16 protein-coding genes are annotated in these 19,194 nt (G+C 44.9%); 9 read left to right on the top strand and 7 right to left on the bottom strand.

What is annotated here, in order from left to right; genetic code table 11:
• Positions 1–13: 13 nt before the first annotated feature.
• Positions 14–973 (bottom strand): OmpA family protein, encoded by a 960-nt coding sequence (locus IM753_RS07420; protein WP_065256369.1) that lies wholly within the window; start codon positions 971–973, stop codon positions 14–16.
• 715 nt (positions 974–1,688) lie between these two features.
• Between IM753_RS07420 and IM753_RS07415 the strand changes: the two genes are divergently transcribed.
• The 9 genes from IM753_RS07415 (at position 1,689) to IM753_RS07375 (ending at position 11,934) form a co-directional block, all read left to right on the top strand.
• Positions 1,689–2,459, top strand: coding sequence for a TatD family hydrolase (locus IM753_RS07415; RefSeq protein ID WP_194109019.1), 771 nt, complete (start codon positions 1,689–1,691; stop codon positions 2,457–2,459).
• Between the two features lie 388 nt (positions 2,460–2,847).
• Positions 2,848–3,981 (top strand): glutamine-hydrolyzing carbamoyl-phosphate synthase small subunit, encoded by a 1,134-nt coding sequence (carA, locus tag IM753_RS07410; protein WP_194109018.1) that lies wholly within the window; start codon positions 2,848–2,850, stop codon positions 3,979–3,981.
• Between the two features lie 63 nt (positions 3,982–4,044).
• A complete protein-coding gene (locus IM753_RS07405) occupies positions 4,045–4,989 on the top strand; it encodes a restriction endonuclease (protein ID WP_062498502.1) in 945 nt (314 codons plus the stop codon).
• 2 nt (positions 4,990–4,991) lie between these two features.
• Complete coding sequence (locus tag IM753_RS07400) at positions 4,992–5,144, top strand: hypothetical protein (RefSeq protein WP_194092943.1); 153 nt, start codon at positions 4,992–4,994, stop codon at positions 5,142–5,144.
• 418 nt (positions 5,145–5,562) lie between these two features.
• Complete coding sequence (locus IM753_RS07395; RefSeq protein ID WP_083108430.1) at positions 5,563–6,072, top strand: isoprenylcysteine carboxyl methyltransferase family protein; 510 nt, start codon at positions 5,563–5,565, stop codon at positions 6,070–6,072.
• A 43-nt stretch (positions 6,073–6,115) separates the two neighbouring features.
• Positions 6,116–9,346, top strand: a complete 3,231-nt coding sequence (carB, locus tag IM753_RS07390; protein ID WP_065256776.1) for a carbamoyl-phosphate synthase large subunit — start codon at positions 6,116–6,118, stop codon at positions 9,344–9,346.
• Positions 9,347–9,413: 67 nt separating this feature from the next.
• Positions 9,414–9,908, top strand: a complete 495-nt coding sequence (locus IM753_RS07385) for a putative molybdenum carrier protein (RefSeq protein ID WP_065256775.1) — start codon at positions 9,414–9,416, stop codon at positions 9,906–9,908.
• Positions 9,909–9,937: 29 nt separating this feature from the next.
• Positions 9,938–10,585: a DNA-3-methyladenine glycosylase gene (locus IM753_RS07380; protein ID WP_065256774.1), complete on the top strand. Its 648-nt coding sequence runs from the start codon at positions 9,938–9,940 to the stop codon at positions 10,583–10,585.
• 62 nt (positions 10,586–10,647) lie between these two features.
• Positions 10,648–11,934: an O-acetylhomoserine aminocarboxypropyltransferase/cysteine synthase family protein gene (locus tag IM753_RS07375; RefSeq protein ID WP_194109017.1), complete on the top strand. Its 1,287-nt coding sequence runs from the start codon at positions 10,648–10,650 to the stop codon at positions 11,932–11,934.
• A gap of 101 nt (positions 11,935–12,035) precedes the next feature.
• On the opposite strand, the gene IM753_RS07370 is transcribed toward IM753_RS07375, so the two are convergent.
• From IM753_RS07370 to pncB, 6 genes are all read right to left on the bottom strand, one after another.
• Positions 12,036–14,666 carry a LysM peptidoglycan-binding domain-containing protein gene (locus IM753_RS07370; protein WP_194109016.1) on the bottom strand — a complete coding sequence of 877 codons (2,631 nt, stop codon included), beginning with the start codon at positions 14,664–14,666 and terminating at the stop codon, positions 12,036–12,038.
• Positions 14,667–14,832: 166 nt separating this feature from the next.
• The gene (locus tag IM753_RS07365) at positions 14,833–15,408 is read right to left on the bottom strand and encodes a nuclear transport factor 2 family protein (protein ID WP_156065234.1); all 576 of its coding nucleotides are present in this window, start codon (positions 15,406–15,408) and stop codon (positions 14,833–14,835) included.
• A gap of 115 nt (positions 15,409–15,523) precedes the next feature.
• Positions 15,524–16,759 (bottom strand): O-succinylhomoserine sulfhydrylase, encoded by a 1,236-nt coding sequence (locus IM753_RS07360; RefSeq protein ID WP_115247705.1) that lies wholly within the window; start codon positions 16,757–16,759, stop codon positions 15,524–15,526.
• A 195-nt stretch (positions 16,760–16,954) separates the two neighbouring features.
• Positions 16,955–17,302 (bottom strand): hypothetical protein, encoded by a 348-nt coding sequence (locus IM753_RS07355; protein WP_115247706.1) that lies wholly within the window; start codon positions 17,300–17,302, stop codon positions 16,955–16,957.
• A 97-nt stretch (positions 17,303–17,399) separates the two neighbouring features.
• Positions 17,400–17,600 (bottom strand): hypothetical protein, encoded by a 201-nt coding sequence (locus IM753_RS07350; protein WP_062498494.1) that lies wholly within the window; start codon positions 17,598–17,600, stop codon positions 17,400–17,402.
• 159 nt (positions 17,601–17,759) lie between these two features.
• Positions 17,760–18,971, bottom strand: a complete 1,212-nt coding sequence (gene pncB, locus IM753_RS07345; protein ID WP_062498493.1) for a nicotinate phosphoribosyltransferase — start codon at positions 18,969–18,971, stop codon at positions 17,760–17,762.
• Positions 18,972–19,194: the final 223 nt, after the last annotated feature.

The raw sequence follows: 19,194 nt of genomic DNA, 5'->3' as shown, positions 1-19,194 counted from the left end.
TTTCCTGTTTAGATTAGTAAGTAAAGACAGCGACCACACGACGGTTCTGTTGGCGACCCTCAGCGGTGTTATTAGATGCGATGGGACGTAGCTCACCATGCCCTTCGGCAGTGATGATGTCAGGGTTTACGCCATAATTTTTGATAAGTACGTTTCTTACAGCATTGGCACGACGCTCTGATAGAGCTTGGTTGTAAGGCTCGCTGGCTCGGCTGTCAGTATGACCTTCGATGACCACGGTGGCATTTGGATGGCTTGCCAAAAAGTCAGCTGCTTCTTTGATTTTGTCATGATATTGGGATTTTACAACTGACTTATCAGTGTCAAACAGCACCGCAAGCTCGATGGAGCGAGTTTGTTTGGCGGTAGTTGCCACAGATACAGGGGCAGGTTTGACAACCGCAGGAGCGGGTATGGGAGCAGGGGCAGGTGCTGGGCAGTTAGGAACCACACGGCTGATTTGGTGGGTTTGCAATCTGGTGTGTTCTAGCAGGCTCTTAGCACTGGTGTCATCAATCTGCTTGATGGTAGAGCGGGCATTATCATCTACTTCTACATAAAAATAGTATGTTTGACCTACTGATAGATAATGTGTTTGTAGGTTTGCCAATAGGTCATTATGCTTAGCACCCGTAACCGCAGAGCTAAGCTGGTTAATGCCTGAGCAAGAATATACTTGACTAAAATTCCCCGGCTGGATGCTCACCTGAAAGCGGTCATTAATGGCAATATTGGCACTGGTCTGCAAGGGGTCTTGGTCGGCTTGACGAATAAATACCACGTTCACCGCATTATCAGGCACATGTGCGTTCATGACATCGTTTGTATTCACGCTTTTTTCTTTGTGCCATTTGACATGCCCGACTGCCTTGGTGTTTTCATTATCCACGATACGAACAGCATGAGCAGACAGTGTCATGCCTACTGCCAATGCACAGATGGCAATCTTAATGGGGTTTAGGGTAATTTTCATCACGCCTCCTATTTGAGCGTTTTTGTTGAGACATCACACCAGTAACAACCAATAACAAAAGTACCGATGACCCAGCATGTCGCTTAGCATCATCGGCATGGTTCGTTACAATGTATCAATGTTTAAAAAAATTAAATGATATTTTAAATCAAACAATATTTTAATAAATCTCTTTCCAAACTAAAAATAAACCCTTATAAGTATTGGGGTTGAAGTTTTAAAAATCCATAAAAATCAGGGTTTGGAAAGAAGTCTAATACAAAAAAACTCTGTTAAGTTTTATTGGTCGCCAAAAAGGATACAATCGTCACTCTTTTTGTAAACGCTGTGTAACAGATGGTAATGATTAAAATTTGTTTAACTATTGTTCAAATTAATTAAAAATTAATCATAATATGTTGCAAAAACCATGCTAACTTGATTAATTTTTCATCTTTTTATAAAAATTTAAAAGGTTATTGAGAAAAATCTATAGCAGATGGGCATCATTTGGCACAAGTTGATGGCAAAAATTGCTTTTTTGGGGGTGGTAATGATAAAATACACACCATGACAAATTTGCATAACTCATCAAAACAGCCAATTTTGGCAAAATAACTTATTGCCACACCCAACACAAATTCATATTCATACAACCACCCTATCATCACAAATCAATGTTAATTTAACCGCTCACGATTCAACATAACTTAACAACACCAAAAAGAACAGTAATATGTACACCGACACCCACGCCCATTTGACCTATTTAGACACTTACCAACACGACAAACCCGCCCTACTTGCCAACCTAAAAGAGATGAACGTCAGCCGTATCATGGCAATTTGCTGTGAATTTGGCGAGATTGACGACATCAGGCAGTGGGTAGATTTATCCAATGACAACATCGGCATGAGTATTGGCTTGCACCCTTGCCAAGACAAGGCGATTTTAAAGGCGGTGAGTGTGGACGACTTTGTGCGGTTAAATGATGACAAGGTATGGGCGTTTGGCGAGACGGGGCTAGATTATCATTGGGACGACACCAAAAAGAGCGAGCAAAAATACAGCTTTGCCACGCACATTCACGCAAGCCAAACCCTAAAAAAACCAATCATCGTCCACACCCGTAACGCCTATCACGACACGCTTGACCTATTAAAAGCCGAAAAGTGCGAACACGGCATTATCCACTGCTTTACCGAAGATTATGCCTTTGCCAAAACCGCCCTTGACATGGGGTTATACATCTCATTTTCAGGGATTGTCAGTTTTAAAAAATCGGTGGAATTACAAGACGTTGCCAAAAAATTGCCCCTTGACCGCCTTTTGATAGAAACCGACAGCCCCTATCTCGCCCCTGTGCCAAAGCGTGGGCGTGATAATGAGCCGTCTTTTGTGCCGTATGTGGCAAAGGCTCTGGCAGATATTTTTGGTAAAACGCCTGATGAGATAGGACGTATCACGAGCCAAAATTTTGATGAGTTGTTAAATCAATATGGTTAAATGTGGCATGGCAAAAATCATGTTAAAATTGGCATGGTAGGGGCGAATTGCAATTCGCCCAAGATTGGGGTTTGTACAAAATAAAACGCCATTTACCCCAAAAACCACAACCGCCCAACACATAAAAATTTATAAAAAGTAGTAGAAAAAAGTTGTTTTTTTGTATATAATAAACAAAATCTACGACAAGCGAGTGATTATGAAAATACAACTTTACTTTTGCCCCTTATTTGAGCAAAGTTGAGTTTATTTTTAATCATTCGCTTTTTTGTGTCTAAATTTTAGCTTGTGGCAGTTTTGCCAAAAAATTTTGTCTAAAATTTGCCAAAAACCAAAATTTTTATATCTTTATAACTCTATAATTTATTTTTTCCAATTGGAGCGTGTCATGACCAAAAAAGCCATTTTAGCCCTACAAGACGGTACAATTTTTCATGGTGTTAGCATTGGGGCGGACGGTGAGACGGTCGGCGAAGTCGTCTTTAACACCGCCATGACAGGCTACCAAGAGATTTTGACCGACCCAAGCTACGCCAAACAAATGGTTACGCTGACCTATCCGCACATCGGCAACACAGGCTGTAATGAAGAAGACACCGAGTCTGGACGCATTCACAAGGTGTGGGCGAGCGGTCTGATTATCCGTGATTTGCCATTGCTTCACAGTAATTTTAGAAGCGAGATGTCGCTGTCTGAATACCTTATCAAACACAATGTCGTGGCAATTGGCGATATTGACACTCGTAAACTGACCCGTATCTTGCGTGAAAAAGGGGCTCAAAATGGGGCAATCGTTGTGGGCGATGATGTGGAGAGAGCCTTAGAACTTGCCAAAAACGCCCCTGACATGAACGGACTTGATTTGGCAAAAGAATACTGTGATAAAGACGGCTTTACATGGACGCAAGGCTCGTGGGAGCTGGGCGTGGGCTTTACCGAGCCTGAACTAAAATACCACGTTGTCGCCTATGATTATGGCGTAAAAACCAACATTTTGCGTATGCTTGCCGATAGGGGCTGTCGCCTAACGGTCGTCCCTGCCCAAACCCTTGCCAAAGACGTGCTGGACATGAACCCAGACGGCATTTTCCTATCCAATGGCCCGGGCGACCCGTCTGCGTGTGATTATGCCATTGACAGCATTCGCACCATTATTGAAACCAGTAAAATCCCTGTGTTTGGCATTTGTTTGGGTCATCAGCTGTTGGCACTCGCTAGCGGTGCTAAAACCATGAAAATGGGGCATGGTCATCATGGGGCGAACCACCCTGTGCAGGATTTGGACAATGGCACGGTGATGATTACCTCCCAAAACCACGGCTTTTGTGTGGACGAAAGCACCCTACCTGCCACGCTACGAGCCACGCACCGTTCGCTGTTTGACGGCACCAATCAAGGCATTGAGCGTACCGACCGCCCTGCATTTAGTTTTCAAGGACACCCAGAAGCCAGCCCCGGCCCACATGATTGTTCGGTGCTGTTTGATAGATTTATTATGGAGATGCAAAAGGCGAAGGCATAAATTGGGTGCATTTGGTTTGTGAAACGCACCATCTAAAATAACTTGCTCTTCTGGAAAGCTGTTATGAATTTTAATAATCGTGAATACCGTGATAAATGCCGTGCTTTAACCTTAAAGTTAATGAGCGATAATAAAGTTCGTAAACGCCAAGAGATTTATCAAGGCGTCATTCAATTGGGGGAATTTTCTGATGAAATTTTGACCCTACGCTTTAATCATGGTCAGCCAAAAGTGGAAAATGCCATCGCTTGGTCAATCACCTCTTTAACCAAAGCAGGCATTTTAAATCGCATCAGTAAAGCCACTTATCAAATCACACCCATTGGTTTAAAAATGGCACAGCTTTGGCAAGATAAAACAGAAATTAGTGAGAAACTATATGATGAAGCTGATTTACCTGATTGGAAAAGTTATTTAAAAAGTAGAGCAGAAATTAAACATAAAGAAAAATCATCAGACAAATCCGCCATTAAAATTGATGATAATGATGACATGGATTTTGAAGCCCAAGCTAAAAATGCCATTAAAAATCTTGAAACAGAAATTTCGGTTGAACTGTTAAATAAATTGCAACAAGGCACGCCTTTATTTTTTGAAAAATCAGTATTAAAGTTATTGCTTGCCATGGGATATGGTGGTAAAGAAAACTTGTTTGAACATACTGGCAAATCATACGATGGTGGCATTGATGGGGTCATCAAACAAGACCCATTAGGCATTCAAAATATCTACATTCAAGCCAAAAGATATGCCAGTGATAACATGATTGGTTCAAAAGAATTACAATCCTTTTCAGGAGCATTACAGGGCAATGGTGTGGAACGGGGTGTGTTTATCACCACATCATCATTTACCAAATCCGCCCAAGGATTTTCTCAAAAATTATTGGGCAAGATTGTCCTGATTGATGGGCAAGAGCTGGTTGGTTTGATGATTAAATATAAAGTGGGCATTCAAGTTAAAGAAGTACTTGAAATTTGTGAAATTGATGAAGATTTTTTTGAATGAATATGCCCATCATATTTACTGACAAATTCAACCTAACCCTTGAACAAAATCGTTTTTTGGCTCGTAAAAATATCGTGGAAGTCATTCACAGCATGTCACGCTTGGAAAATGTCAATACCACTTTCCCCAGACCAAAACCATTATTGATGGCATGAGTGTGAGCGGCATTTCAACCCATGACATGCAAGTGCTGTTAAATCTAAAAAATGCATGGCAATTTATTTTATCATCAAACAGTGATTTTAAGTTGGTACTCGTGTGTAAGTAAATGGTTACGTATGGCACACATTATTATCAGCATTTTATAAAAGCAATGATGATAACAAGATTGTGGCGTGGACTTATGAGAATTGTTTATATACAGCTAACAAAATTGAATTTTACCACGGAAGCCGTTCGCCCTGAGCTATGCCTGCGGGTGGTTTTCCATGATGGTTTGACTTAGCTCACCACGAACGGAAACCGTAGCACTTTTTCGTTTTGTAGAGTGTAACATGATGGTCTAAAACATCATTAATTAAAAACCTCATAAACCCAATTTATATTCATTTCAATTTCAATGGAAAAACATCAATGACAATGATTTTAAGCATCTTAATCCTATTTTTTATCATCAGACTGTTATTTTTAGCCGTCTCCATTAAACATGAAAAAGCCTTGATTGCCAAAGGGGCGACACAATACGGAAAAACCAATTCCACGGTGCTTGCGCTGGTTCATACCCTTTATTATTTGGCATGTTTTATCTCGGTATGGTTTTCTGACACTGCTTTTAATGGCATATCCTTGATTGGTACGCTGATGGTGACGGCTTCATTTGTGATATTGGCGTTGATTATCAAGCAGTTAGGGGAGATTTGGACGGTTAAAATCTATATTTTGCCAGAACATCAAATTAATCGTTCGTGGTTATTTAAAACATTTCGCCACCCCAATTATTTTTTAAACATCATACCCGAACTGATTGGCATCGCCTTATTATGTCAAGCGTGGTATGTGTTATTGATTGGCTTGCCCATTTATTTGCTGGTCTTATTTAAGCGTATCCGCCAAGAAGAGCAAGCGATGGCAACACTTTTTTAACCCATTTTATCAATCAAAAAATTTATCAACAAAGAGAGACACCATGCCAAAGCGTACCGACATTAAATCCATTCTTATCATCGGGGCAGGCCCCATTGTCATCGGACAAGCCTGTGAATTTGACTATTCAGGGGCTCAGGCGTGTAAAGCCTTAAAAGAAGAAGGCTACCGAGTGATTTTGGTGAACTCAAACCCCGCCACAATCATGACCGACCCGTCTATGGCGGACGCCACTTACATTGAGCCGATTACTTGGCAGACGGTTGCCAAAATCATTGAAAAAGAACGCCCTGATGCGGTGCTACCGACCATGGGCGGACAGACGGCATTGAACTGTGCGTTGGCACTAGATGCAAACGGCGTGCTAAAACAGTACGGTTGTGAGCTGATTGGGGCGACCAAAGAAGCCATTGAAAAAGCCGAAGACCGCAACCTATTTGACAAGGCGATGAAAAAAATCGGTCTTGAATGCCCCAAAGCCGACATTGCCGAGACCATGGAGCAAGCCTTAGAAATCCAATCTCGTTTTGGTTTTCCTGTCATTATCCGCCCGTCTTTTACCATGGGCGGAAGTGGGGGCGGTATTGCCTATAATAAAGAAGAGTTTTTGGAGATTTGTCAGCGTGGTTTTGACTTATCGCCCACGCATCAGCTATTGATTGATGAGAGCCTTATCGGCTGGAAAGAGTATGAAATGGAAGTCGTGCGAGACAAAAACGACAACTGTATCATCGTCTGCTCCATTGAAAACTTTGACCCCATGGGCGTGCATACAGGCGACTCAATCACCGTTGCCCCTGCTCAGACTTTGACCGATAAAGAATATCAGCTCATGCGTAACGCCTCTATCGCTGTCTTGCGTGAGATTGGCGTAGAGACGGGTGGCTCCAACGTACAGTTTGGTATCAACCCCAAAGACGGTCGCATGGTCGTCATTGAAATGAACCCCCGTGTGAGCCGTTCATCAGCGTTAGCGTCCAAGGCGACAGGTTTTCCGATTGCCAAAATCGCTGCCAAATTGGCGGTCGGTTACACGCTTGACGAGCTAAAAAATGACATTACAGGCGGTGTTACCCCTGCGTCTTTTGAGCCGTCCATTGATTATGTCGTTACCAAAATTCCACGCTTTAACTTTGAAAAATTCCCCCAAGCTGAACCTGTGCTAACCACACAAATGAAGTCAGTCGGTGAAGTTATGGCAATCGGTCGCAATTTTCAAGAATCCATGCAAAAGGCACTGCGTGGGCTTGAAACAGGGGCGACAGGCTTTGATGAAGTGATGAATTTGGAAAACAAATCGGCAAATGCCATTGTTTCTGAGATTAAAAACCGCCTAAGCATTCCCACGCCTGAACGCATTTTTTATCTTGCCGAAGCGTTTCGTCATGGATTTAGCCTTGATGAAGTGTTTGAATTGACGAAGATTGACCGTTGGTTCTTGGTGCAAATTGAAGACATCATCAAAACCGAAAATGAAATCAAAACCTTAGGCTTTGGCGATTTGACTGCCGAGAATATCCGCACCTTTAAGCGTAAGGGCATGAGCGATTTACGCATTGCCAATCTTATGGGCATTAGCCAAAAGCAGTTCCGCAAACAGCGTTGGAATTTGGGCGTATATCCGATTTATAAACGAGTGGACACCTGTGCAGGCGAATTTGCGTCCAATACCGCCTATATGTATTCAAGCTATGATGACGAGTGCGAGGCATGCCCAACCGACAAAGACAAAATCATGGTCATCGGCGGAGGTCCAAACCGTATCGGACAAGGCATTGAGTTTGATTACTGCTGTGTTCATGCCGCCCTTGCCATGCGTGAAGACGGCTACGAGACCATTATGGTAAACTGTAACCCAGAAACCGTCTCAACCGACTATGACACGTCAGACCGCTTGTATTTTGAGCCGATTACCCTAGAAGATGTGCTAGAAATCGTCCGCACCGAAAATCCTAAGGGCGTGATTGTGCAATATGGTGGTCAAACGCCACTTAAACTTGCCCGTAGCCTAGAAGAAGCTGGTGTGCCTATCATCGGCACAAGCCCTGATGCGATTGACCGTGCCGAAGACCGTGAGCGTTTCCAGCAGATGATTAACAAGCTAAACCTAAGACAGCCCAATAACAGCATTGTCAAATCATCAGAAGAAGGCATTCGTGAGGCGGTAAAAGTCGGCTATCCTTTGGTTGTGCGTCCGTCCTATGTGCTTGGTGGTCGTGCCATGGAGATTGTCTATAATGAAGACGAACTAAAACGCTACCTGCGTGAGGCGGTGCAAGCGTCTAATGAAGCCCCTGTCCTGCTTGACCGTTTCTTGGACGATGCCATTGAGGTGGACGTGGACTGCGTGTCGGACGGCAAAGACGTGGTAATTGGCGGTATCATGCAACACATTGAGCAAGCAGGTGTTCACTCAGGCGACTCAGCGTGTTCCATTCCGCCTTATTCGCTAGGGCAAGACATTCAAGACGAGATGAGACGACAAACCATTGCCATGGCAAAAGAGCTTGGCGTGGTAGGGCTCATGAACGTGCAATTTGCCGTAAAAGGCGATGAGATTTATATCCTAGAAGTGAACCCGAGAGCAAGCCGAACCGTGCCATTTGTCTCAAAATGTATCGGCACGTCTTTGGCAAAAGTCGCCGCTCGCTGTATGGCAGGGCAGACGTTGGCGGAGCAGAACTTTGTCAGCGAGATTGTGCCAAAGCATTTCTCGGTCAAAGAAGCGGTATTCCCCTTTGCCAAATTCCAAGGCGTAGACCCCATTTTGGGCCCTGAAATGAAATCCACAGGCGAGGTCATGGGCGTGGGTCAGACCTTTGGCGAGGCGTATTATAAGGCAACGCTGGGCAGTGGCGACCGCTTGACAGGCTTACCACAGGACGGTGAAACCAAAACCGTCTTTATCTCGGTGCGTGATAGCGATAAAGCAGGCGTGGTGGACGTGGCAAAACGTCTGGCAGGCTTTGGCTTTAACATCGTTGCCACAGGCGGTACGCATGACGTACTTACGGACGCTGGCGTGGCGTGCGAGCGTGTCAATAAGGTGAGCGAAGGTCGTCCGCACATCGTGGATATGATGAAAAACGGTCAAATTCATCTTGCCATTAACACAACCGAAGGTAAACAGGCGTTAGAAGATTCCTTCCCAATCCGCCGTGAAGCCTTGCAAAACAAAGTGCTTATCGCAACCACGCTGAACGCAGGGCGTGCGGTGTGTGAAGCTTATGAGACAACCTTGCCGTTTAATGTGTATAAATTGCAAGAGTTGTAATTTGCTCATAAAAACATCAAAATTAACCGCTATTAGAGATAATGGCGGTTAATTTTTAAGGCACACCATGACTTTCCCAAAAATCATCTCAGGCGGACAAACAGGCGTGGATAGGGGTGCGTTGGACGGTGCGTTATCTCGCGGTATGCCGTGCGGTGGGTATTGCCCCGAAGACAGGCGAGCCGAAGACGGTATCATTGATGACAACTATCCACTCACGCCCCTAATGGGTGCAGGCTATCGCAAACGCACTCGCCAAAACGTGATAGACAGTGATGCCACCGTGATTATTTACCACGCCCAAATCACCCCAAAAAGTGGCACAGAATTGACCCTAAAAACGTGTATTAGCCAACATAAACCATATTTGCTTATTGATATGAACGTGTTTTCGGTAGAAGTAGCGTCTGATTATCTCATTGATTTTATTAAAAAATATGACATCAAAACGCTAAATTTTGGTGGTTCTCGTGGTTCGGTTGTGCCAACCATTCAAGCCTTTACCAAAAAGACCGTTGAACTTGCCATTGATAAATATCTGAAAAATAAAGATTTGTGCTAATATAGCGTTTAAATTTAAAAAGAAACCCCATGCAAACTTTCCAATACAACAACTCTCATACCGATTATTTAGCCAGTCGTTGCCCTAAAATGGCAATGGCGATTGAAACAATCGGACACATTGACCGCCCGATAAATCCCGATATTTTTAGCGAGCTGATACGGGCAATCATCGGTCAGCAGATTTCTAGTTCCGCCGCCCAAACCGTGTGGCAACGCTTGACAAATTTGACTGACATCACCCCGCCCGCCCTTGCTAGCTTATCGGCTGATGACTTACAAGGCATTGGCATATCGTATCGCAAGGTGGGCTATATTCAAGGCATTGCGTGCGATATTTTGGACAATCAGCTTGATTTGGATAGCCTGCACACGATGAGCGATGATGAGATAAAACAGGTGCTTGTTGCCTTTAAAGGCGTGGGTGAATGGACGGCACAAATGCTGATGATTTTTAGCCTAAATCGCATGGACGTGCTAAGTCAGCATGATTTGGCGATTGTGCGTGGGCTTAGAATGTTGTATCGTCATCGTGAAATCACGCCAAAACTTTTTGCCAAATATCAAAGACGGTTCGCCCCCTACAACTCGGTGGCAAGTCTGTATCTGTGGGCGATTGCAGGTGGAGCGTTGGGTTTGACTGACCCAAAACCTGCCATTAAAAAAGCCAAATCTTAATTGCCATAATCCGCCCAATTTGTTACAATCTAACGGCTATTTTATTGCAAAAGGACAACGCCATGACCCACACTCATCACCCCGAAACCCTTGCCATTCATGCAGGGTATGAGATTGACCCCACGACCAAAGCCGTTGCTGTACCGATTTATCAGACCAGCTCTTATGCCTTTGACAACACTCAACACGGGGCGGATTTGTTTGATTTAAAAGTGGCGGGCAACATCTACACCCGTATCATGAACCCAACCAATGCCGTGCTAGAAGCTCGCATGAGTGCCTTAGAAGGCGGTGTGGCAGGGCTGTGTGTGGCGTCTGGCATGTCCGCCATTACCTACACCATTCAGGCACTCTGTGAAGCAGGCGATAACATCGTGTCGGTCCCTACCTTGTATGGCGGTACTTACAATCTCTTTGCCCACACCTTACCCCGTCAAGGCATTGAAGTGCGTTTTTTTGATTATAATAACCCTGAGAGCTTACTTGATTTGATTGATGATAAGACCAAGCTAGTCTTTGGTGAGAGTATTGGCAACCCACTGGGCAATATCCTAGACATCGCCAAAATCAGCGAGCTTGCCCATAGTAGGGGCGTGCCTGTGGTCATTGACAACACAGTCGCCACGCCAATCCTATGTAAGCCCTTTGAGCATGGGGCGGACATCGTGGTGCATTCTTTGACCAAATACGCCAGCGGTTCTGGCACGAGCGTGGGCGGCATCATCATTGACGGCGGTCGCTTTGACTGGGCAAGCCAAAAAGAGCGTTTTCCACTACTCAACACCCCTGATGTCAGCTATCATGGCGTAAACTTTGCCGAAGCCATGGGCAATATGGCGTTTATTGCCCGAGCTCGTGTCGCCCCACTTCGCAACACAGGGGCGTGCCTGTCGCCCATGAACGCATGGCAAATCATGCTCGGGCTTGAAACGCTTGCCCTACGCATGGAGCGACATTGCGACAATGCCTTGGCGGTGGCGAAGTTTTTACAAAGCCATGAGCAAGTCGCTTGGGTCAAATATGCAGGGCTAGACACGCACCCTGAGCATGACTTGGCACAAAAGTACTATAAGGGCAAGCCGTCAGCGATTTTGACCTTTGGAGTAAAAGGCGGGCGAGAAGCAGGGGCGAAATTTATCGATGCCTTAGAGCTTATCACTCGCCTTGTCAATATTGGCGATGCTAAGTCGCTCGCCTGCCACCCCGCCACGACCACACACCGCCAGCTCAATGATGAAGAACTTGCCAAAGCAGGCGTGAGCGAAGACATGATTCGCCTGTCTATCGGCATTGAGCATATTGATGACATTAAGGCGGATTTAAATCAGGCATTGGCAAAAGCCAAATAAAATGCAAAACCGCCATTAAAAACGATGGCGGTTTTATTCTAAACCCCTTTGACAACATAAAACCCCATCTTAATTTCAAGATGGGGTTTTGTTTGGGCTGATTATTTGTGTGGCACAATCAAGGTTTGGTTGATTTTGAGCTGTGCGTTAGTGCTTAGATTATTCATCTTGGCAAGCTCTGCCACACTAATGCCAAATTTTCTTGCCACAGAGTTAAGGCTGTCGCCTGACTTAACTTTATAAGTATCAGTCAATTTTGGCACTTGGAGTGTCTGCCCCCGTTGTAGCTGAGCATTGGCAGACAGTTTGTTGGTCGCCGCCAAATCCCGTACTGACACGCCATATCTATTGGCAAGTACTGTTAAGTTATCACCCGCTTTTACTGTGTAGCTTTCGGTGGATTTGATGACATTGCCACGAGCGGTGTTTGAGCTGTCATTGCGATTACTTTGAGCGGTGTTTCTACTGCTGGTATTTACCGTGCCTGCCGCAGGAATGGTAATGGTTTTGCCACGAATCAGTCCTGCTGTTCTTGATAGGCTATTAGCAGCAGCAAGCTCATCCACACTAATGCCATATTTATTTGCCACCGATGTTAGGCTATCGCCTGATTGGACGGTGTATTTTACCGATTGGTTGTTTAGCTTACGTTCCACTTGGGCGTTGGTGGCAGGTACTTTTATCGTCTGTCCTGCGATAAGTGGCGAGTTGGCATTAAAGCTATTTAATGCAGCGATGTCAGCATTGCTCACGCCCAGTTTTCTGGCGATGGCAGTCAGCGTATCGCCCGACTGGACTTTGTAGGTGCCAGTATTAGCACTGCTCGATGACCCGCTTGATGAGCTTGTGTTACTGCTTGACTTGACTGGCGTGCCTGATACTTTTAGCTTTTGATTAATCAAAATGCCATCGGTGACCGACAAACCATTGAGTGCCGCCAAATCCTGCACACTCATGTTGTATTTTCTTGCCACCGAAGTCAGGCTCTCGCCCGACTGGACGGTATGCGTACTGGTCTTGGCTGCTGGCTTGGCGGTGTCTTTGGCGACCGTGCTGACTTTACCAGGGATGAGCCACAGGCGTTGTCCTGTCTTGACTTGGGTGTTTGCAGGAATGCCATTATAGCTTGCCAACTGACTGACACTTAGCCCGTGAGCTGCTGCAATGCCTGTCAATGTATCGCCCGCCACGACCTTGTAACGCTCTGCTCTGGCAGGGGCTTGTGCCTGCGTGGGAGCTGGGGTAATGGGGGTAGTAACAGGTGGAGTGTATGCTGTGTTTGGCGATGATGTGACCGCAGGCGTACCCGCTCCTGTTGGGGCGTTATAGCTTAGGCTTTTTGTCTCACCACGAGCTTCAAGCACAGACTGCTGAGTTTGCACCGCATTTAGCTCAATATTACCATCAAGGGCAATTGGTTGGACGTTTTCTGTGCTGTTTGCTTGAATCTGGGCGGCGATAAAGTCACGCTCTTCTTGGGTAAGCGGTGGCTCTTGGATGATACTGTTATTAGCCGTGATGCCCGCCCCTGTGGCTGGTAGGGTATTGGCAGATGCCAGCTCTTTGCCTGAGTTGGGGTTTTGTACGCCCATGTTTGGCTGTACATAATTGCTTGCCACATAGGTAGAAGCCCCATAGCCCATGCCCTGCAAGTCTCTAAGCCTTGCATCAGCACTGTTTGGTACGCTGTTGGGAATAATCACACGCCCCGGTCCACTGGCATCCACGCTAAAATTGATGAGCGATGGGTTGAGCAGTCTTAGCTCATCAACCGGCACACCCGTCACGCTTGACACATCATATAGACTGACACCAAAGTTGGCAGGCACGGCTCTAAAATGGCTGTGGTTAGCAATAGCGGGCAGATACACGCCATAGCTTTGGGGGTTTTTGACAATTTGAGCGACCGCCATAAAGCGTGGCACATAGTTCATGGTCTCTGTCGGCAGGCGTAGCGACCAATAATCGGTTGGCAGACCTGCATTGCGGTTGGCATCGATGGCTCTTTGAACTCGTCCCGGCCCTGCGTTATAAGCCGCCAAAGCAAGCTCCCAAGAACCGAACTGGTTATACAGACTGGTCAAAAAGTCATACGCCGCTCGGGTGGATTCGATGATGTCACGACGACCATCATAAGTGGTGCTTTGGTTGAGACCATAAATACGCCCTGTACTGGGGATAAACTGCCACAAACCTGCCGCCGCTGCGTTGGATGTCGCTGATGGATCGTAGGAGCTTTCAATGATGGGCAGTAGAGCAAGCTCGGTTGGAATGCCACGACGCTCTGCTTCGGTTACGGTATGGTGTAGGTAACGGGATGTACGGGCGGTCAGACGATTGATGTAGTCTTGACGGCTATAAAACCATGATTTTTGGGCTTCAATGCGTCCATTATTTATCTCGCTCATGCGATAGCCACGACGCACTCTATCCCACAAATCGCCATAACGCTGTACAGTCAAGGCATCGCCTTCTACCATGGTCATGTCCGTGGCTTGAAGTAGGTCTTCTAACTCATCTAGGGTTGCTTGGTCAAGCACGCCTGCATAGACATCATCCGGTGTGCTTGGGATACTGGGTGTGGTAGGTGCGGTTACAATCGGTGCGTTGTTCGTGTTGGTGGCAACTTGATTGTTGGCACAGGCAAATAACAAGGTGGATGATACGGCAATGGTCAAAGGTTTTAACAATCCAACATGACTTGCCAATCCTGCTTTACGAAAAAATGACATGGGAAAACTCAGCAATGATTAAAATTTATCTGTATTATAATATATCAAGGCGATTCTATCAAACCTAAATATGTTAATGCCAAAAGGCATGACGCTCGCCATGTCCATCAAACCATCCGCCATCTACCGTCCAGCTTGGACAATCAGGCTTGGACGTATTTAGCAATCACTCAACCGTCACCTGAGACACCGCACGCAGTAGCATGGCGTTGCCCCCTGCATAGGATAGGGTCGCTCGGGATTGTGTTCTAAATGTGATGCGACGACCATCTTTTGTCCAGCTCTCTGTAGTAACGACATTGGCTCGGGCTTGATTGCCTGTGACGACCACATCTGTCACATTAATACTATAACGATAGTCGCTCGCCCCTGCCCATGATTTTTGGAGTAGTTGCAAATACCCATTTTTATCAAGGGTAGTGGTATTGCCTTTGCGTGTCAAACTAATGACAGCATTATCATCGATAAGACGTGAAACCATGCCGATATTTTGAGCATTGGCGGCAGTATTTAGGCTACTGGCAAAACTCTGAACCGCTGACTCGCTCATGGCATACGCAGGGGCAGTCATGACCGCTGTCCCCACCAACAGTGCCGAGCCAATGACAGGGAGCCATCCACGGCTACGGCGAGCATGACTGATGGACGTGGTGATATCACTCTGCGATTTGCCCTGCCCTTTTTTGTGCCATAGAGTCATCATCAGCCCACCGACGGCAACAACTTTAAGAATTTTTTTCATAAATTAACTTTCAAAAATAAATTTAGCATAAGATAACAGCCCCGCCCTAAGCAAACATGGCTCCTTTGTAATATTTTGTTGCAATTTTGGCAAAAGTCGTGGCTGACCCATGTTTTTACAACTCATCAAGCCCACGCTTTAAATCATTGATAATATCATTGACATTTTCAAGCCCGACCGATAGGCGAATCAGACCGTCATTCACACCCGCCTGCACTCGTTGCTCGGGCGTCATGCGAAAATGGGTGGTGCTTGCAGGGTGGGTAATGGTGGACTTGGCATCGCCTAAGTTGTTGGTAATGCTGATGACCCGTGTGCTGTCAATGACGTGCCACGCCTTGTCTTTGTCCGCCACTTCAAAGCCGATAATCGCCCCGAATGCTCCGCCTTGCACGTCTAAGTGCGTGTGTTGCGATTTGGCAAGCGTGTGGCTTGGGTGGGCAGATAGCCCTGAAAAATGCACTTTTTGGACGTTGGGGTGGTTTGATAAAAATTCGGCAACCCGATTGGCATTGTCGCAATGGGCTTTCATGCGGATTGATAGGGTTTCAAGCCCCTTTAACAGCACCCACGCATTAAAGGGCGACAGGCTAATGCCCCCCGTACGCACCACGCCAAACGCCTTTTCCATCAGCTCATCAGAGCCAACCAACGCTCCGCCAAGCACACGCCCTTGCCCGTCAATGTACTTGGACGCCGAATGAATCACCACGTCCGCCCCAAGCTCCAACGGCTTTTGAATGGCAGGGGTGGCAAAGCAGTTATCCACGATAAGCATCGCCCCATTGTCATGGGCAAGGTTTGCCAAAAATCGCAAATCGGCAATTTGAGCTAAGGGATTGGAAGGGCTTTCACAGTACAAAACTCTGGTGTTTGGCTGAATGGCGTTTTGCCATGCGTCATTGTCAAAACAGTCCACATAGCTCACCTCCACGCCAAACGAGCGAAAGTAAGTATCAAACAACGCAACCGATGAGCCGAACAACTGCTTGGCACAAAGCAAGTGGTCGCCTGCTTTTAGATACGCCAAACACATGGTCAAAATCGCCCCCATGCCACTGGCGGTAGCGACACAGCGTTCGCCCCCTTCTAGCAGGGCAAGCCGTCTTTCAAAGGCTCGCACGGTAGGATTGGTGTGGCGTGAATAGACATTGCCTTTTTTTGTGCCGTCAAAATGGTCGGCGGCGTCTTTGGCGGACTTGTAAACATAGCTACTGGTCGTAAAAATCGCCTCGCCATGCTCGCCCTCGTCCGTGCGATGATAACCGCCACGGATTGCCAAAGTCTCTTCAAAAAATCCCAAAGTCGGGTCTAGGGCATCGGATTGCCAGTTGGGGTCTAAGGTGGTCATGATTTTCCTATTAATTTTAATGCTAAAATGATTGGCGTGCCGTACGCACCCATTGATGGTGCATTAGTATAGCATAATCCTATAAAAACCGCTCTTGATAATTTTATGGGGCAAGAGTATGGTATATCATGCTCACTAGCATTGTGAAAATTTATCTAATAAATGCTATTTTTTTATTTTGTTCATGGTGAATGTTTATTCATCATTGAATAAATAAAAATAACCGTCTTTAATCTTAAAATTAACTTTGCAATCCTCACCTAAAAACATTAAAAGATTGAATTGATATTTTAAAAATAAATCTTGTGTTTTGTGCCACATAATTTCCATTTGTTTAATTTCATTAAAATCACTCAAATGATCGTCAATATCTCTCTCAATCAATTCTATAAAAAGAACATTTTCATCAAAATAAGTCTGATACCACTTTAATTTACTTTTAAAAAATACAAAGGCTGATTTTTGATGATATTTTTCACAAGTAATTAAAATTGATGAAATATGAAATATTTCTGTTCTTTCGTTAGTTTGCAGTTGATACATTTTTAAAACTCTATTTTGGCTTTATCAAATGCTAAAAAGTTAGTCTTTTTTCATTTAATTCTTGTAAAATTAAATCTGCCGTAATACTATCAATCCCTTAAACTTCAATATTTAAAGTATGAAAATAAGGGTTGGTATGACTATCATCAAAATCAATATTTTTAATGATGAATTTATCACTATTGCCAAAATAATGATAAATTAAATCCCAAACATATTCTGTGGCGTCATCAAAATTTCCTTGTCCAAATTGTTTTTCAATTTCTTGACAGGATAATTTAAATATTTTTGGTGTCATTTTTTAAAACCACTCAATATTTTAAAAACAAAGGCACATTTTTCCAATTAAAAATCAACAATGTCAAACAATCTCAATCGTCTGTTTCTTCGAATAGGTCTTTATTTAATGCCATTTAGAAATTTTAAAAACAAAAGGGGTATAACACCCCTTTTTTTATCACTCTTTAACTTCAAACACCTGCTTTAAATACGCCAAATACGTATCATCGTCAATCATCGTCTTACCAGGGCTGTCGGAGAGTTTGGCAACAGGTTGCCCGTTGCATTCCACAAGTTTTAGCACGATATTCAGTTGGGTTAGCCCCATGTCGTTGGTGAGATTGGTGCCGATACCAAAGCCTGTTTTGATACGGGTTTTAAAATATTCATGCAAATCCCACGCCTTTTGGAGTGTCAAGCCGTCGCTAAACGTCAGGCTTTTGGTTTTGGGGTCAATGCGTAGCTTCTCATAATGAGCAATCGCCTTATCGCCCCACTCGTACGGGTCGCCTGAGTCGTGGCGAAGTCCGTCAAAGAGCTTGGCAAAATACAAATCAAAATCTCTTAAAAATGCGTCCATGCCCACAACGTCCGTCAAGGCAATGCCCAAATCGCCCCGATATTCACGCACCCACGCCTCCAACGCCGCCTTTTGGCTATCACGCAAACGCACATCTAGGGCTTGAAAGGCTTGCATAAACTCATGAGCCATGGTGCCGATTGGCGTTAAACCCAGCTCTTTGGCAAGATAGACGTTGCTCGTCCCCCGAAAAATACTGGGCGATGCCTTGGCAAGCGTCCGCACCACATGATAATGCCAGTCTCGGCTATAACGGCGACGTGTGCCAAAATCCGCCACGGCAAAGGCAGGATTGTGTACGTCTGAGTGTTCTAGCATTTCATAATGTTTTAAAATTTGTACCTTTTCATCAAGGCGTTTTTGCCCGTCTGTTAGGGCATTGGGGTCATTTAGGCGTTCGTAATAGAGCTGATTGACAATGGATAACACAAAAATTTCAAAAAACATCGCCTGAATCATCGCCCCTTCAATCTCAATATTTAGGCGGTTTTCATCATCCGTCCACACCTTGATAAATCGGCGTTTTAATTGAAATAATTCTAAATAATCCACAAAATCAGGCTTAATAAACCGCAAATTTCTCAAATAATCTAGCTCATCTTGCTTAAATTTTAGGGTGCAAAGCAGGTCAAGCTGATGCTCCAAATCGTCCTTAATCTCGCCTAAGGGGAACGCCAATTTGTCGTTGTTGCGACAGCGAAAGCGGTACACGCCATGCGTTTGGGGGAATTGGTGAAGCATGGCTTGGAGCATGGTAAATTTGTATAAGTCATTATCCAATAATGATGTGATGATTGGCGTGTGGGTCATGATTTTTCCAAAAAGAAGTTTGGGGTATGATAGCAAATTTTTGGGGAAATGGGGGATATTTATTTAGGGCGTGCCTGTCTTTTGTATTTGCAATGAAAAATGAGAAAAATCGCAAATTTTTCAAGGAAAAGTCCGCAGTTGATATTAAAATACCAACAAGGATTTTGACGGTGCAAAACAAGATTTAGCCATTTTTCATGCAAAAACGATTAGTTTTTTCTAA

Source organism: Moraxella sp. K127, assembly GCF_015223095.1.
Classification (GTDB): Bacteria; Pseudomonadota; Gammaproteobacteria; order Pseudomonadales; family Moraxellaceae; genus Moraxella.
The sequence above is the reverse complement of the archived record's forward strand: the minus strand, read 5'-3'. Positions and strand labels throughout refer to the sequence as shown.

Bases quoted from the DNA above. Each gene is read 5' to 3' on its own strand.
- IM753_RS07420 (WP_065256369.1), bottom strand. From the start codon at position 973: ATGAAAATTACCCTAAACCCCATTAAGATTGCCATCTGTGCATTGGCA.
- IM753_RS07415 (WP_194109019.1), top strand. From the start codon at position 1,689: ATGTACACCGACACCCACGCCCATTTGACCTATTTAGACACTTACCAA.
- carA (WP_194109018.1), top strand. From the start codon at position 2,848: ATGACCAAAAAAGCCATTTTAGCCCTACAAGACGGTACAATTTTTCAT.
- IM753_RS07405 (WP_062498502.1), top strand. From the start codon at position 4,045: ATGAATTTTAATAATCGTGAATACCGTGATAAATGCCGTGCTTTAACC.
- IM753_RS07400 (WP_194092943.1), top strand. From the start codon at position 4,992: ATGCCCATCATATTTACTGACAAATTCAACCTAACCCTTGAACAAAAT.
- IM753_RS07395 (WP_083108430.1), top strand. From the start codon at position 5,563: ATGACAATGATTTTAAGCATCTTAATCCTATTTTTTATCATCAGACTG.
- carB (WP_065256776.1), top strand. From the start codon at position 6,116: ATGCCAAAGCGTACCGACATTAAATCCATTCTTATCATCGGGGCAGGC.
- IM753_RS07385 (WP_065256775.1), top strand. From the start codon at position 9,414: ATGACTTTCCCAAAAATCATCTCAGGCGGACAAACAGGCGTGGATAGG.
- IM753_RS07380 (WP_065256774.1), top strand. From the start codon at position 9,938: ATGCAAACTTTCCAATACAACAACTCTCATACCGATTATTTAGCCAGT.
- IM753_RS07375 (WP_194109017.1), top strand. From the start codon at position 10,648: ATGACCCACACTCATCACCCCGAAACCCTTGCCATTCATGCAGGGTAT.
- IM753_RS07370 (WP_194109016.1), bottom strand. From the start codon at position 14,666: ATGTCATTTTTTCGTAAAGCAGGATTGGCAAGTCATGTTGGATTGTTA.
- IM753_RS07365 (WP_156065234.1), bottom strand. From the start codon at position 15,408: ATGAAAAAAATTCTTAAAGTTGTTGCCGTCGGTGGGCTGATGATGACT.
- IM753_RS07360 (WP_115247705.1), bottom strand. From the start codon at position 16,759: ATGACCACCTTAGACCCCAACTGGCAATCCGATGCCCTAGACCCGACT.
- IM753_RS07355 (WP_115247706.1), bottom strand. From the start codon at position 17,302: ATGTATCAACTGCAAACTAACGAAAGAACAGAAATATTTCATATTTCA.
- IM753_RS07350 (WP_062498494.1), bottom strand. From the start codon at position 17,600: ATGACACCAAAAATATTTAAATTATCCTGTCAAGAAATTGAAAAACAA.
- pncB (WP_062498493.1), bottom strand. From the start codon at position 18,971: ATGACCCACACGCCAATCATCACATCATTATTGGATAATGACTTATAC.